This is a genomic window from Gluconacetobacter tumulicola (assembly GCF_014174215.1).
Lineage (GTDB): Bacteria > Pseudomonadota > Alphaproteobacteria > Acetobacterales > Acetobacteraceae > Gluconacetobacter > Gluconacetobacter tumulicola.
The window spans coordinates 1-13,017 of sequence record NZ_JABEQL010000010.1 but is presented as its reverse complement, the minus strand read 5'-3'; the positions used below and the strand labels follow the sequence as shown (position 1 = coordinate 13,017).

Here is a 13,017-nt window from a genome sequence, read left to right as displayed (position 1 = left end):
TCAGAAATCCATCAATCTTTTGATTTTATTACAATAACCCCCAAAGCCAAAATCCCTCGGGCCGATCGCACGACGCAGGCTCTCCCTTATGCGGGCCGAATCGCGCGACCGAAAGAAGAAACACTTCCCGTACCGGCAGAGCCGCCACGGGACCAGCCTTTACTCCCCGACAGCCGCCCCGCCGGGATGCCGCCGGTCGAAGCCGCCGAAATAGCGCGCCGTCCCGACAGGCCGCGCGCCCAGGCGCGGCGCACCGACCAGGATGCCCTCGGCCACGCCCCACGGCGCATGCGGCGCCAGCTTGTATCCCTCCTGCTCCAGCGTCGCCGCCACCGCGTCGGTCAGCGCCCCCTGCTCGATCTCGACCGGCTCGGGCTGCCATTGCTCGTGGATGCGCGGCAGGTCCACCGCCTGCTGGATATCCAGCCCGTAATCCACCACGCCCAGGATCGCGGACAGCACAATAGTCGGAATGCGCGATCCGCCGGGACTGCCGATCACCATGACCGGCTTGCCGTTGCGCGACAGAATGGTGGGCGACATCGACGAGAGCGGCGTCTTGCCGGGCGCGATGGCATTGGCGGCGCTGCCGACAATGCCGAACATGTTGGGCACGCCCGGACGGGACGAGAAATCGTCCATCTCGTCATTCAGGAAAATGCCGGTATGCCCGCCGATCACCTTCGCGCCGAACCAGCCGTTCAGCGTATAGGTCACCGAAATCGCCATGCCTTTGTCGTCGGCGACCGAAAACTGGGTCGTCTCGTGCTTCTCGGGCTCGATCTGGCCGGGCGTCAGCGCGGCCGAGGGCACCGCGCGATCGGTGGGAATCGCCGCCCGCACCTGCCGCGCATAGCTCGGGTCGATCAGATGTGTCACCGGATTCTGCACAAAGGCCGGGTCGCCCAGACCCTGCCGGTCGGCATAGGCACGGCGCATCGCCTCCACCTCGCGCTGCACCGCGGGCGCGCTGTGCAGGCCGAGCCTGTGCATGTCATAGCCCGAGAGAATGGTCAGCATCTCGCACAGCGCCACCCCGCCACCGCTGGGCGGCGGGGCCGTATCGACCTTGTAGCCCCGATAAGAGCAGGTCAGCGTCGGCAGCACGCGGGGCGCGTAGCGGCGGAAATCCTCGGCCTGGAGAATGCCGCCCCCGACCTTGCTGGCCTGGACGATCGCATCGGCGATCGGCCCGCGATAGAAGGCCGCCGCCCCGCTTCGCGCGATCAGCGACAGGCTGTCGGCCAGGTCGGCCTGCACCAGGCGGTCGCCGACCTGCAACGGCGTGCCGTCCGGCCGCAGGAAGATCCGCCGCGCCTCCGGATCGCGGGCGAAATCGGCGGTCGACGTGTTCAGCAACTGCACATCGCCCTCGGCCAGGACAAAACCGTCCCGCGCCAGCGCGATCGCGGGCGCCATCACCTGCTGGCGCGTCATATGCCCCCAGCGATGCAGGATCATGTCCATGCCCGCCACCGTTCCCGGCACCGCGACGGCCTTCCAGCCCACGATCGACAGGTTGGGCACGACCGTCCCCTTGGCATCCTGATACATGGTTGCGGTCGCGGCCAGCGGCGCATGTTCTCGGAAATCGATGAAGACCGCATGCCCGTCCGGCGCGCGCAGCGTCATGAACCCGCCGCCACCGATATTGCCCGCCGCCGGATAGACCACGGCCAGCGCATAGGCCACCGCCACCGCCGCATCCGCCGCGTTGCCGCCCTGCGCCAGAATATGCGCCCCGACCTCCGAGGCCAGATGCTGGGCCGACACGACCATGCCATGCGCCCCCTGCGCCGGCGCCAGCGGCGGCAGGGCAGCCTGCGCCTGGCCGAAGGTCAGCACATCCCCCTGCGTCGCCGGCGCCGCCCCGGCGGGCAGCGCCGCCAGCATCGACCCCGCCAGCATGAGGGACGCACAGCGGACTCGAAACAGGGGAAAGCGCATTACAAACCCTTCAAGGATAAGGGATTTCCGTCACGAACGCCCAGCCGTGATCGGATCAGGCCGTGACCGTATAAGGCGGGTGGTCCAGACCGGCGGGCGAAAGCGTAAAGATTTCGCACCCATCCTCGGTCACGCCCAGCATATGTTCGAACTGGGCCGACAGCGAACGGTCGCGCGTCACCGCTGTCCAGCCGTCATCGAGCACCTTCACGTCCGGCCGGCCGCCATTGAGCATCGGTTCGATGGTGAAGAACATGCCCGGACGCAGCACCAGCCCCTGGCCGGGGCGGCCGTAATGCAGCACGTTCGGCGCGGCATGGAAGGTGCGGCCGATGCCATGGCCGCAGAAATCGCGCACCACCGAAAAACGATGCGATTCGGCGAATTCCTGGATCGCATGCCCGATATCGCCCAGCGTATTGCCCGGACGCACCTGGGCGATGCCCAGCATCAGCGCCTCATAGGTCGCCTCGATCAGCTTCTCCGCTTTCCGCGGCACCGCGCCGACCGTGTACATGCGGCTGGTATCGCCGAACCAGCCGTCCAGGATCACGGTCACGTCGATGTTCAGGATATCGCCATCCTGCAACTGCCGGTCGCCCGGAATCCCATGGCAGACGACGTGATTGAGCGAAATGCAGCTCGATTTCGGATAGCCGCGATAGCCCAGCGTCGCCGGCGTGGCCCCGTGCGCGATCATGAAATCATGAATCAGCCGGTCCAGTTCCCCGGTCGTCACGCCCGCGCGAACGTGCGGCACGATCATGTCCAGTGTACGCGCCGCCAGTTGGCCCGCCGCCCGCATGCCGACGAAATCCTCCTGCGCATGCAGGATCACGCGCCGCGCGTCCGTATCACCATCCATAACGATGCCCCCTCGCTTGTTCATTCGCCGCAGAACGGCACCATCAACTCTCGGGGATAAATGCGCGGGACAGGGCCGCTAGGCAAGGGCAACGCGCCGCTCGTCCCCTCGCCTCAGCCGTGGCTGCGCCCACGCCGGCGCGTTGCGTGGCCTGCATGGCCCGCCGCGACCATATGCACGGGGGCATGGGCGCGCGCATGGTGCATCCCGGCACGATGATGGGGCGTGCTCGGCAGTTCGGCCACCTGCTCCGGCCCGGCGCTGCCGCGCGTCGCTGCGGCCAGCATGATCGCGGCCCGGCGATGGGTCCCACGCGCCAGCACCAGCGGCCGGCGCACATCGGCCACGCCTTCCTGGCGGAAACCGTCATCGAGGATACCGGCCATCAGGGCGCTGCGCTGCGGATTGCTCCGCGCCCCCAGCACCACGCCGATCAGCCGCACATTCTCGCGAACCGCCGAAGTGACCAGATTACGCCCGGCCAGCACCGTATAGCCCGTCTTCAGCCCGTCGGCGCCCGGATAGATCCGCAGCATCGGATCATGGTTGGGCACCTGCCGACCATGGAAATAGAAGGCCGGAACCGAGAAATAATGATAATATTCCGGGAATTCGGTGATGATCTGCCTGGTCAGCACCGCCAGATCGCGCGCCGAGGTCATCTGCTCGTCATTCGGCAGGCCCGAGGCATTGCGGAAAGTCGTGTTGACCATGCCCAGCGCCCGCGCCTGACGGGTCATGAGATCGGCGAACCGGGCCTCGTCCCCCCCGCCCAGCAATTCACCCAGCGCGCAGGCGGCATCATTGGCCGATTTGGTCACCAACCCCAGCACCGCCTGCTCCACCGTCAGGTAGCTGCCGGGCACCAGCCCCAGCTTCGACGGTTCCATGGAGGCGGAATGGGCCGAGACCGGCACCGACTGGTCGAGCGTGATCTGCCCGCCCCGCATGGCCTTGAAAGCCATGTAGAGCGTCATCAACTTTGTCAGGCTTGCGGGAAAGCGCTGGAGGTCGGGGTTGCTCTGCGACAGCACGGCGCCCGTGCGGGCGTCCATGACGATGGAGCTGATCTGGCCGACATACTGGGCATGGGCACGGGGCGTGGCGACCACGGTCGTGGCCAGATATCCGGCCGCCAGACCAACGGACAGGCGCAGGGTGCGCCCGCGACCAGCCTGACGGCGCGCGCCGTCAGGAACGAGAGACACCACAGTGCGACGCAGGTGGGCGAGCCATCCCCGCTTCTCGTCCATCCATGCTCCGTCGGTCACCGCCTGTCCCCTCGTTACAGGATCCGCATCATCCGTCAACTTTATGGCCTTTTTTCGGAACCCGTCCAGAGAAAACCACGATAAGGGGAAGAAAATACAGTCTTTTCAGTGATGCCCGCGCCCGGCCGCAGGCGGGAGCAGGCAGCCATGCGCCGCTTCCGGTGGATTTGATCATCGAAAGCGGGCCCAGCCATGCTTAAAATTCCACCGCTTCGCTCTTCCAACCCACGATGCCGATCCAATATGGTATCACCATGACAGCAGCATTTTCCCCTGTCCGTCCCATGATCGGCCCGCGCGTCACAGTCGCGGCGGGTTCGGTGTGGGCGCATGGCGGCAACAACCCGACCCGACGCGATGGCAACGGACAGGATTCCGACCCGGATAATCCCGATTCCCCCACGATCGGCGTCGTCGTCCGCACCCGGCCGCAAACGCGCAAGCCCGCGATGTACAAGGTCCTGATGCTGAACGACGATTACACGCCGATGGAATTCGTCGTTCATGTCCTCGAACGGTTCTTCCAGAAATCGCGCGAGGAAGCGACGGACATCATGCTGCATGTCCACAAGCGCGGCGTCGGCGTCTGCGGCGTCTTCACCTACGAGGTCGCCGAGACCAAGGTGACGCAGGTAATGGACCTGGCGCGGCAGAACCAGCACCCGCTGCAATGCACGATCGAGAAAGACTAGGCTGAACCCCGCCTTGCGGATTTAGCGCACGATCTCCGCCAGATCGTTGTTTTTGCAACCCATCTCCGGCCATTCGGGCCGTTCGGCCCAAACCGGATGCCCGGCATGCCGCCGGCAGCGCACCTCCCCTCCGGCCCACGCGCGTGGGCACATGCGGCGTGCGCAAAGCCCACCCTGTCGCAGCCATGCGGCAACTGCGCGCCCCCGTCAGAACTTTATCGTTCTTTCCACTGGCTTTCCGTCCAAAACACACCAAATATGGTCCTGTTCGACCGGCCCGACCCGTCGGGTTCGTGTCCGGCCCAGGAAAAGGAGCGTCACGGATGTTGTCACGCACTCTCGAACAGACGCTTCACCGTGCCCTGACCCTAGCCGGGGATCGGCGTCACGAATATGCGACCCTGGAACATCTGCTGCTGGCCCTCGTCGATGACAGCGACGCGGTGACGGTTTTCCGCGCCTGCGGCGTCGATCTCGACAAGCTGCGGTCGGACCTGACCGAATTCCTCGACAAGGATCTGGCGGGGCTGGCATCCGACCGGACGGTCGATCCCAAGCCCACCGCCGCCTTCCAGCGCGTGATCCAGCGCGCCGCCATCCATGTCCAGTCCACCGGCCGCGACGAGGTCACGGGGTCGAACGTGCTGGTGGCCCTGTTCGCCGAACGCGAAAGCCACGCCGTCTATTTCCTGCAACTGCAGGACATGACGCGGCTCGACGCGGTCAATTTCATCTCCCACGGCATCGCCAAGGCGCCGGACCGCTCCACACGCCGCCCGATCACCGGCAGCGCGCAGGAAAATCCGGAGGGCGAGCGGGAGGAACGCGGCAAGGGTGCCCAGAAGAATCAGGACGCGCTCAGCGCCTACTGCACCAACCTCAACCGCAAGGCCGAGGACGGAAAGGTCGACCCGCTGATCGGCCGCGATTCGGAAATCGAGCGCACGATCCAGATCCTGTGCCGCCGCACCAAGAACAACCCGCTCTATGTGGGCGATCCGGGCGTGGGCAAGACGGCCATTGCCGAGGGGCTGGCCAAGCGCATCGTCGAAGGCGACGTGCCCGAAGTGCTACTCAAATCCACGATCTATTCGCTGGATATGGGCGCGCTGCTGGCCGGCACCCGCTATCGCGGCGATTTCGAGGAACGGCTGAAGGCGGTCGTCACCGAACTGGACAATAATCCGGGCAGCATCCTCTTCATCGACGAGATCCATACCGTGATCGGCGCGGGCGCGACCTCCGGCGGGGCGATGGACGCCTCCAACCTGCTGAAGCCCGCGCTCGCGGCCGGCACGCTGCGCTGCATCGGCTCCACGACCTACAAGGAGTACCGCCAGCATTTCGAAAAGGACCGCGCGCTGGTCCGCCGCTTCCAGAAGATCGACGTCGCCGAACCATCGGTCGAGGACGCGGTCAAGATCCTGCGCGGCCTGAAGGGCAACTACGAACGCCACCACAAGGTCCGCTACACCGAGGAGGCGATTCGCGGCGCGGTGGAACTGGCGGCGAAATACATCCATGACCGCAAGCTGCCGGACAAGGCGATCGACGTGATCGACGAGGTCGGGGCCTCGCGCATGCTGGTGCCCGAGAACCGGCGCCGCAAGACCGTGACCCTGAAGGATGTCGAGGACATCGTGGCGAAGATCGCCCGCATCCCGCCCAAGAGCGTGTCGTCGGACGACAAGGAGACGCTGCGCACCCTCGAACGCGACCTCAAGGGCATGGTCTACGGCCAGGACCGCGCGATCGAGGCCCTGACGGCCGCGATCAAGCTGTCACGCGCCGGCCTGCGCGATCCGGAAAAGCCGATCGGCAACTACCTGTTCTCCGGCCCGACCGGCGTGGGCAAGACCGAGGTGGCGAAGCAGCTGGCCAAGACGCTGGGCATCGAGCTGGTCCGTTTCGACATGTCCGAATATATGGAGCGCCATTCGATCTCGCGCCTGATCGGCGCCCCGCCGGGCTATGTCGGCTTCGATCAGGGCGGCCTGCTGACCGACGCGATCGACCAGCATCCCCACGCCGTGCTGCTGCTGGATGAAATCGAGAAGGCGCATCCGGACCTCTATAACGTCCTGCTCCAGGTCATGGACCATGGGCGCCTGACCGACCATAACGGCAAGACCGTCGATTTCCGCAATGTCGTCCTGATCATGACGACCAATGCGGGCGCGGCTGACCTGAACAAGGAAGCGATCGGTTTCGGCCGCGACACGCGGGAGGGCGAGGATGAGGAAGCGATCAAGCGCATCTTCACCCCGGAATTCCGCAACCGCCTGGATGCGATCATCCCCTTCGCCAACCTGACGCCCGAGATCGTGGGCCGGGTGGTCGAGAAGTTCGTCTTCCAGCTCGAAGCCCAGCTTGCCGACCGCAACGTCACGATCGAAATCTCGTCGGCGGCCAAGGAATGGCTGGCCGAACGCGGTTACGACCGTCTCTACGGCGCCCGTCCGCTCGGCCGGGTGATCCAGGAGAACATCAAGAAGCCGCTGGCCGAGGAATTGCTGTTCGGCCGGCTGGTCAAGGGTGGCGCGGTCAAGATCACATTGAAGGATGGCGCGCTGGATTTCGAATATATCGAAGCCAATGGCGAGACCGCCACCGAAGGCGACGAGGGCAGCGAGCGGGAATCCGAAACCGCGAACTGACCCCGTCCCAGCCGGGACCTATAAAGAGGGCCGCACGGCACAAGCCGCGCGGCCCTTCTTTTATCTGGCAACCAGGGCTCCGCCCCACACCCCAATCATCTGATAACGAATGGGTTTCCAAAGGGCGCCTGCCCTTTGGCGGGCTTTGTGGGGCAGAGCCCCACAAAGCCCGCCCGCCCCTATTCACTGATACCGCGCGCCATTAACGGCGACATATCCCGGCATGCCCCATGTCCGGCCCGTGCCATGATGAGTCCAGTCGATGCCCTGACTACGCGGATTGTCGTAATAATAGCGACCAACGACATCGACCGCATCCCCCTTGGCGACCCACGGCCAGGCCGGCGCCGCCATCCGGTCCAGGTCCGACACGATGCGGATCGACACACCCTGCCCGACATCGACATAGAAATAACCATGCCATCCGCTGCGCGTCCGGCGCTGACGCGAGACCGCGATCACCCGGCCACAGACATGCACCGGCTGGTCTCCACGCAGCGATCCGCCCTCGAACGCTTGCTGCACCGCCAGGAAATGCCGGTTGTCGCAGGCGGGCCCGATGGCCTCCTGCGCCTGCGCGCCGTGCAGGCTCATCGCGAAGACAGCACCCGCGATGGCCGCCCACACCCGCCAGCCCTTATGATCCATGCGCGAAGGTCCACTCCGTTCCATCATCATGCGTGCTTCGCCTTCGGCGCCTGCGCTTCCAGTTCGCGGCGCACCGCCGCCATGTCGCGGACGATGTCGGGCGCCGGGTCGGGAATGCTCAGCTTCAGCCCCTCCAACGCCGCGATGGTCGTTTCCATCACCAGCAGCCGCGCCATCCATTTCCGATCGGCCGGAATCACGAACCACGGGGCGCTGGGTTGGGCGGTATTGCAGATCGCCTCGCGATAGGCATTGCGATAGGCATCCCAATGCTCCCGCTCCCGCGCGTCCGAGACCGAGAATTTCCAGTGCTTCTCATCCTGATCGATCCGCCGCAGGAAGCGTTTCCGCTGCTCTTCCTTCGACAGGTTCAGGAAGAATTTCAGCACCACCGTCCCCTGCCGCGACAGGTAATGTTCGAAATGCCGTATGTCGCGATACCGCTCTTCCCAGATCGTGCCATCGCGCAGCGGGGCCGGAATCTTCTGCCGGACCAGCAGTTCGGGATGCACCCGCGTGACGAGAACTTCCTCGTAATGGCTGCGATTGAAGATCCCGATCCGTCCGCTGGAGGGCGCCGCCAGATGCACCCGCCACAGATAATCATGCGCCAGCTCGACCGGCCCCGGCTGCTTGAAGGACGTCACCGTCACGCCCTGGGGATTCACCCCGGACATCACATGCTTGATCATTCCGTCCTTACCGCCGGCATCCATCGCCTGGAACACCAGCAGCAGCGACCAGGTGCCGTTGGCGTACAGCAGCTCCTGCAAGGCCGACAGGCGCTTCACGCCATGACGCAGCATGTGCTTGCCCGCCGCCTTGTCGATATCCGCGATCTCCGCGATGCGGGTCGGATGGTCCGCCAGGTCGAAACGCGCCCCCTCCTCGACCCGGCAGCGATGCAGCACTGTCTTCAGGTCGAGCGCGTTCTCACCCACCGTCAGACCTCCAGCCCCCTCGCCACGGCCAGCCCACCGGCCGCCTGACAGGTCGGCATCATCTCGATACGGTTGATGTTGACATGCGCCGGCAGTCCCAGCACCCACGCCACGGTCTCGGCGATGTCCTCGGGCTGAATCGGGTGCGTGTCCTGATACACGGCCGCCGCCTTGGCATCGTCACGCAGGCGCACATTGCTGAATTCGCTGCCCCCGCACAGGCCCGGCTCCAGGTTCGTCGCCCGTACCCTGGTGCCCAGCAGGTCGCAGCGCAGATTGCGCATAAACTGCGCCACGAACGCCTTGGTGCCGCCATAGACGTTGCCGCCCAGATACGGATAGGTGCCGGCGGTGCTGCCGATCGAGACGATATGGCCCCGATCGCGCGCCACCATGCCGGGCAGCAGGGCGTGCGTAATCTCGACCAGCCCGGCGATATTGGTCTCGATCATCTGCCGCCAGTCCGCGACCGCGCTGTCCTGCGCCTTGCCCATGCCCAGCGCCAGGCCGGCATTGTTGATCAGGATATCCACCTCCTGCCATCCGTCCGGCAGGCTGGCAGGCAGCGCGCGCAGGGCCGCGCTGTCATCCATGTCCAGCACCAGCGGCAGCAGCGCCGGCCCGAGCGACCCGGCCAGCGCCTCCAGCCGGTCGCGGCGGCGCCCGCTGGCAATCACCCGATATCCGTCATGCACCAGCCGTTCCGCAATCGCCTTGCCGAAACCCGCCGTTGCCCCCGTCACCAAAACAATCTTCGTCATCGCCGGATGCTCCCATGGCCATTCTGTCGCGAATATTTAAGCGCCAATCCCCCCGCCGCCGCAAATCGGCATGCTGCGGTTGCAATGGCCGGCGGTTCTTGTTCTATGTACAAGGTGATGTTTCCTCTCTCCCAGACCTCGGCTGACTCCCTCACCGGTTCCCTGCTTGTCGCCTCCCCGGCCCTGGCGGACAGCCCCTTCGCCCGCACCGTGATCTATCTGTGCGCCCATGTGCCCGGAGAAGGCGCGATGGGGCTGATCGTCAATCGCCGATTGTCGCAACCAGGCCTGGATGACGTGCTGGAACGGCTCGGCATCGATCCGGTGCCGCCGCGCCGTCGGATCGCGCTGTGCGCCGGCGGCCCGGTGGATGGCGGCCGTGGCTTCGTGCTGCATTCCTCGGACTGGATCGGCGATAGCAGCCTGTCGGTCGATAACGGCACGACGCTGACCGCCAGCCTGGATGTACTGCGCGAAATCGCCGACGGCGCCGGCCCCCGCAACGCCCTGCTGGCCCTGGGCCATGCAAGCTGGTGCGACGATCAGCTGGAAGACGAGATCATCCGCCACAATGCCTGGCTACCAGCCCCGCCCAGCGACGAAATCCTCTTCGGGCTGGACCACGGCGCCAAATGGCGCCAGGCCCTGGCGACCATCAACATGGATCCGATGCACCTAACCCACCAAACCAGCCGAGCCTGAGAGAGGCTGCTTTAAAAGCGCCGCTGCCGGCAATCCGACGCGCGTTTTCTGCGCTCCGATGCTCAAAAACACACGCCGGCCGCGACCCTCAAGGGTCGCTCTTGCTCAGCATCAGCACTTTTAAAGCAGCCTCTCCCATGCCGACAGCTGATCAAGCCGCACCTCCGTTACTCTTTCGTATCAACGAATCGGTATGCGGGAGTCGGACAAAGCCCGAGCGCTGGCGCCTGAGCGTCGCTCAGAGCGCCCAGCGAAAGGCCGGCACGCAGGCCACCGGGGCCAGCCCCGCCGACAAGGCTTCCGCTTCGGCCAGTGCCGTGTCGTCGCCGATCATTTCCTGATGGATACCGCCCAGAACCCAGCAGCCATCGACCCCTATTGCCTTTGCTCCGCGCATGTCGGTGGCCAGTGCGTCGCCGACCGCCAGCACGCGCTCGGGCGGTACGTCGAGCATGCGCAGGACGGGGCCATAGACCTCCGGATGCGGCTTGCCGATCCAGCGGACGGCGCAGCCTTTCTGCTCATACAGGCTGGCCAGCAAGCCGGCGCAGATCAGCCGCCGGCCGGCACGGATCACTTCCATATCCGGATTGGCGCACACCATCTTCAGCCCGCGCGCCGCACAGGCGTCCAGCAGCGGCAGATAGGGTGCAGGGTCGCCCTCGCCCTGCTCCGGGTTCGGTCCGGTATTCAGGATGAAATCCGCATCGGCCGGGTCTTCGACCCGCTCCAGATCCAGCCCTTCGAACAGATTATAGTCTTTCGGCGCCCCCAGATGCAGCATCCGGCGCCCCAGTCCGGCAAACCAGGGATCGGTACGTTCGGCCAGCAGGCCGCGCGTATATTCGCCGCTGGTCATCACCCCGTCGTACAGATCGTCCGCCACCCCCATGGCTCGCAGCCCCTCGCGCACCACCGATACCCGCCGTGGCGCGTTGGATAACAGCACAACGCGCCGCCCCGCCGCGCGCAGCGCCGCCAGACAGTCCCGCGCCCCCGGATAGGGGCTGACACCGTCATGTATGACACCCCAGAGATCGACGATAAAACCGTCATACTGCCCGGCCAGCGGCGCGATCCCGTCGAGAAAGCGCATCATGCGGTCCCCTTCGCGTCGGCCAGCGTCTCGAACCCTTCGGCATTCAGGGCACGAACCGTCTCACGCTTCAGGCGCCGCACGATCCCCGGCCCCTCATAGGCGAAGGCACTATAAAGCTGCACCAGGTCGGCCCCGGCACGCACCCGGTCCACGATATCGGCCCCGGTCTCGATCCCGCCACAGGCCACCAGCGTCAGCCGCCCGGCGGCAATCTGCGCCACGTCGCGCAGCACCGCCTCGGCCAGGGGGCGCAGCGGGCGCCCCGACAGGCCGCCGGTTTCGCCGGCATGGGGGCTGCGCAACCCGTCGGGCCGCGAGATCGTGGTGTTGGTCACGGTCACACCCTGCGCGCCACCGGCAATCACGGCCTCGATCACCGGCCCGATATCGTCACGGGCCAGATCGGGCGCCAGCTTGACCAGCAGCGGCGGCCGGTCGGGATGGGCCTCGCCGATCGCCTGCAGGATTGCCTGCAGCCGGTCAGCCTGCTGCAGGTCGCGCAGGCCGGGCGTGTTGGGCGATGACAGGTTCAGTACAATATAGTCCGCATAATGCTTCACGCGCCCGACCAGACGGGGATAGTCGCGCTCGGGGTCGGCACCATTCTTGTTGATGCCCAGATTGGCCCCCACCGGCACCCGCGCGCCGGCGCCATTGCCCTTGGCGGGAAGCTTGTGCAGCCGCGCCATGCGAACCGCGAACCGGTCGATGCCCTGGTTGTTGAAACCCATGCGGTTGATGATCGCCCGATCTTCCGTCAACCGGAACAGGCGCGGACGCGGGTTACCTTCCTGCGGCAGCGGCGTCACCGTTCCGGCCTCGACAAAGCCGAACCCGATCCTCGCCAGCGGCCGGATCACCTGGGCGTTCTTGTCGAAACCGGCGGCAATGCCGATCGGATTGGGAAAGCGCAGCCCCATCGCCCGCACCGACAGGGCCGGATCGTCCTGGCCCGAGCCATTGCCTCCCCCCAGACCGAGCATGAGGGCATCCAGGGCCAGGCGATGCGCGTCCTCAGGGTCCAGCCGCCGCACCAGCTTCATCAGCATATTCGACACGATATCCATCATGACCCGATTTTCTGCCGTACATCCCCCGACGTTAAAAGGGCCTCGCGGGAAAAACCCCGCCCGACAGCCCTCGGATCATGACGATGACGTCGTCAGAGCCGAAATGGAAACACACACGGAATCGCCGCCAGTATGCATGCCCAGTGAGCCCCGAAGAGCCTTCGTGAAAATGTGGGCTGGTGAGCGAGAGTGCCGCGCAGCGGTACGCCCGTCGTGTGTTTCCGAGCACCGAAGCGGAGCGGCCTTGACGGCCGTGTTGGGGTGGACGGCCCCCACGGCATCATGTGCCAAGGTTCAGGGGGTCATCACACTGAACCCAGGAGCCGCCCATGAGCGAGTTTAAACGCATTGCCATCGACACGTC

General features: G+C 65.7%; 11 protein-coding genes. 3 read left to right on the top strand and 8 right to left on the bottom strand.

Going from position 1 to position 13,017, the window contains the following annotated elements; translation table 11 throughout:
- Positions 1–159 precede the first annotated feature (159 nt).
- The 3 genes from ggt to HLH29_RS08990 all read right to left on the bottom strand — a co-directional run bounded on the left by ggt (position 160) and on the right by HLH29_RS08990 (position 4,065).
- Entirely contained in the window at positions 160–1,947 is a 1,788-nt protein-coding gene (gene ggt, locus HLH29_RS09000) for a gamma-glutamyltransferase (RefSeq protein ID WP_246374048.1), read from the bottom strand.
- 55 nt (positions 1,948–2,002) lie between these two features.
- Positions 2,003–2,812, bottom strand: coding sequence for a type I methionyl aminopeptidase (gene map, locus HLH29_RS08995; protein ID WP_182965957.1), 810 nt, complete (start codon positions 2,810–2,812; stop codon positions 2,003–2,005).
- Positions 2,813–2,925: 113 nt separating this feature from the next.
- Positions 2,926–4,065 (bottom strand): D-alanyl-D-alanine carboxypeptidase family protein, encoded by a 1,140-nt coding sequence (locus HLH29_RS08990; RefSeq protein ID WP_182965955.1) that lies wholly within the window; start codon positions 4,063–4,065, stop codon positions 2,926–2,928.
- 302 nt (positions 4,066–4,367) lie between these two features.
- Here HLH29_RS08990 and clpS point away from each other — a divergent pair, with 302 nt between their 5' ends.
- Complete coding sequence (gene clpS / locus HLH29_RS08985; protein WP_182966148.1) at positions 4,368–4,775, top strand: ATP-dependent Clp protease adapter ClpS; 408 nt, start codon at positions 4,368–4,370, stop codon at positions 4,773–4,775.
- 323 nt (positions 4,776–5,098) lie between these two features.
- Positions 5,099–7,432, top strand: coding sequence for an ATP-dependent Clp protease ATP-binding subunit ClpA (gene clpA / locus HLH29_RS08980; RefSeq protein ID WP_182965953.1), 2,334 nt, complete (start codon positions 5,099–5,101; stop codon positions 7,430–7,432).
- A 183-nt stretch (positions 7,433–7,615) separates the two neighbouring features.
- Here clpA and HLH29_RS08975 read toward each other — a convergent pair whose 3' ends face one another.
- The 3 genes from HLH29_RS08975 to HLH29_RS08965 all read right to left on the bottom strand — a co-directional run bounded on the left by HLH29_RS08975 (position 7,616) and on the right by HLH29_RS08965 (position 9,782).
- Entirely contained in the window at positions 7,616–8,026 is a 411-nt protein-coding gene (locus tag HLH29_RS08975; protein WP_182966146.1) for a DUF3465 domain-containing protein, read from the bottom strand.
- Positions 8,027–8,106: 80 nt separating this feature from the next.
- Positions 8,107–9,021 carry a polyphosphate kinase 2 family protein gene (locus tag HLH29_RS08970; protein WP_182965951.1) on the bottom strand — a complete coding sequence of 305 codons (915 nt, stop codon included), beginning with the start codon at positions 9,019–9,021 and terminating at the stop codon, positions 8,107–8,109.
- A gap of 2 nt (positions 9,022–9,023) precedes the next feature.
- Entirely contained in the window at positions 9,024–9,782 is a 759-nt protein-coding gene (locus HLH29_RS08965) for an SDR family NAD(P)-dependent oxidoreductase (protein ID WP_182965949.1), read from the bottom strand.
- Between the two features lie 117 nt (positions 9,783–9,899).
- On the opposite strand from HLH29_RS08965, the gene HLH29_RS08960 reads away from it, so the two are divergent.
- Entirely contained in the window at positions 9,900–10,484 is a 585-nt protein-coding gene (locus HLH29_RS08960) for a YqgE/AlgH family protein (RefSeq protein ID WP_182965947.1), read from the top strand.
- 238 nt (positions 10,485–10,722) lie between these two features.
- Here the strand turns inward: HLH29_RS08960 and HLH29_RS08955 are convergent, their stop codons facing one another.
- Positions 10,723–11,580, bottom strand: coding sequence for a TIGR01459 family HAD-type hydrolase (locus HLH29_RS08955; RefSeq protein WP_182966144.1), 858 nt, complete (start codon positions 11,578–11,580; stop codon positions 10,723–10,725).
- Positions 11,580–12,653, bottom strand: coding sequence for a quinone-dependent dihydroorotate dehydrogenase (locus tag HLH29_RS08950; protein ID WP_408871956.1), 1,074 nt, complete (start codon positions 12,651–12,653; stop codon positions 11,580–11,582). The genes HLH29_RS08955 and HLH29_RS08950 overlap by 1 nt, the downstream gene beginning before the upstream one ends.
- Between the last annotated feature and the right edge of the window lie 364 nt (positions 12,654–13,017).

Bases quoted from the DNA above. Each gene is read 5' to 3' on its own strand.
- ggt (WP_246374048.1), bottom strand. From the start codon at position 1,947: ATGCGCTTTCCCCTGTTTCGAGTCCGCTGTGCGTCCCTCATGCTGGCG.
- HLH29_RS08950 (WP_408871956.1), bottom strand. From the start codon at position 12,653: ATGATGGATATCGTGTCGAATATGCTGATGAAGCTGGTGCGGCGGCTG.
- HLH29_RS08965 (WP_182965949.1), bottom strand. From the start codon at position 9,782: ATGACGAAGATTGTTTTGGTGACGGGGGCAACGGCGGGTTTCGGCAAG.
- clpA (WP_182965953.1), top strand. From the start codon at position 5,099: ATGTTGTCACGCACTCTCGAACAGACGCTTCACCGTGCCCTGACCCTA.
- clpS (WP_182966148.1), top strand. From the start codon at position 4,368: ATGATCGGCCCGCGCGTCACAGTCGCGGCGGGTTCGGTGTGGGCGCAT.
- HLH29_RS08975 (WP_182966146.1), bottom strand. From the start codon at position 8,026: ATGAGCCTGCACGGCGCGCAGGCGCAGGAGGCCATCGGGCCCGCCTGC.
- HLH29_RS08960 (WP_182965947.1), top strand. From the start codon at position 9,900: ATGTTTCCTCTCTCCCAGACCTCGGCTGACTCCCTCACCGGTTCCCTG.
- HLH29_RS08955 (WP_182966144.1), bottom strand. From the start codon at position 11,580: ATGCGCTTTCTCGACGGGATCGCGCCGCTGGCCGGGCAGTATGACGGT.
- HLH29_RS08990 (WP_182965955.1), bottom strand. From the start codon at position 4,065: ATGGACGAGAAGCGGGGATGGCTCGCCCACCTGCGTCGCACTGTGGTG.
- map (WP_182965957.1), bottom strand. From the start codon at position 2,812: ATGGATGGTGATACGGACGCGCGGCGCGTGATCCTGCATGCGCAGGAG.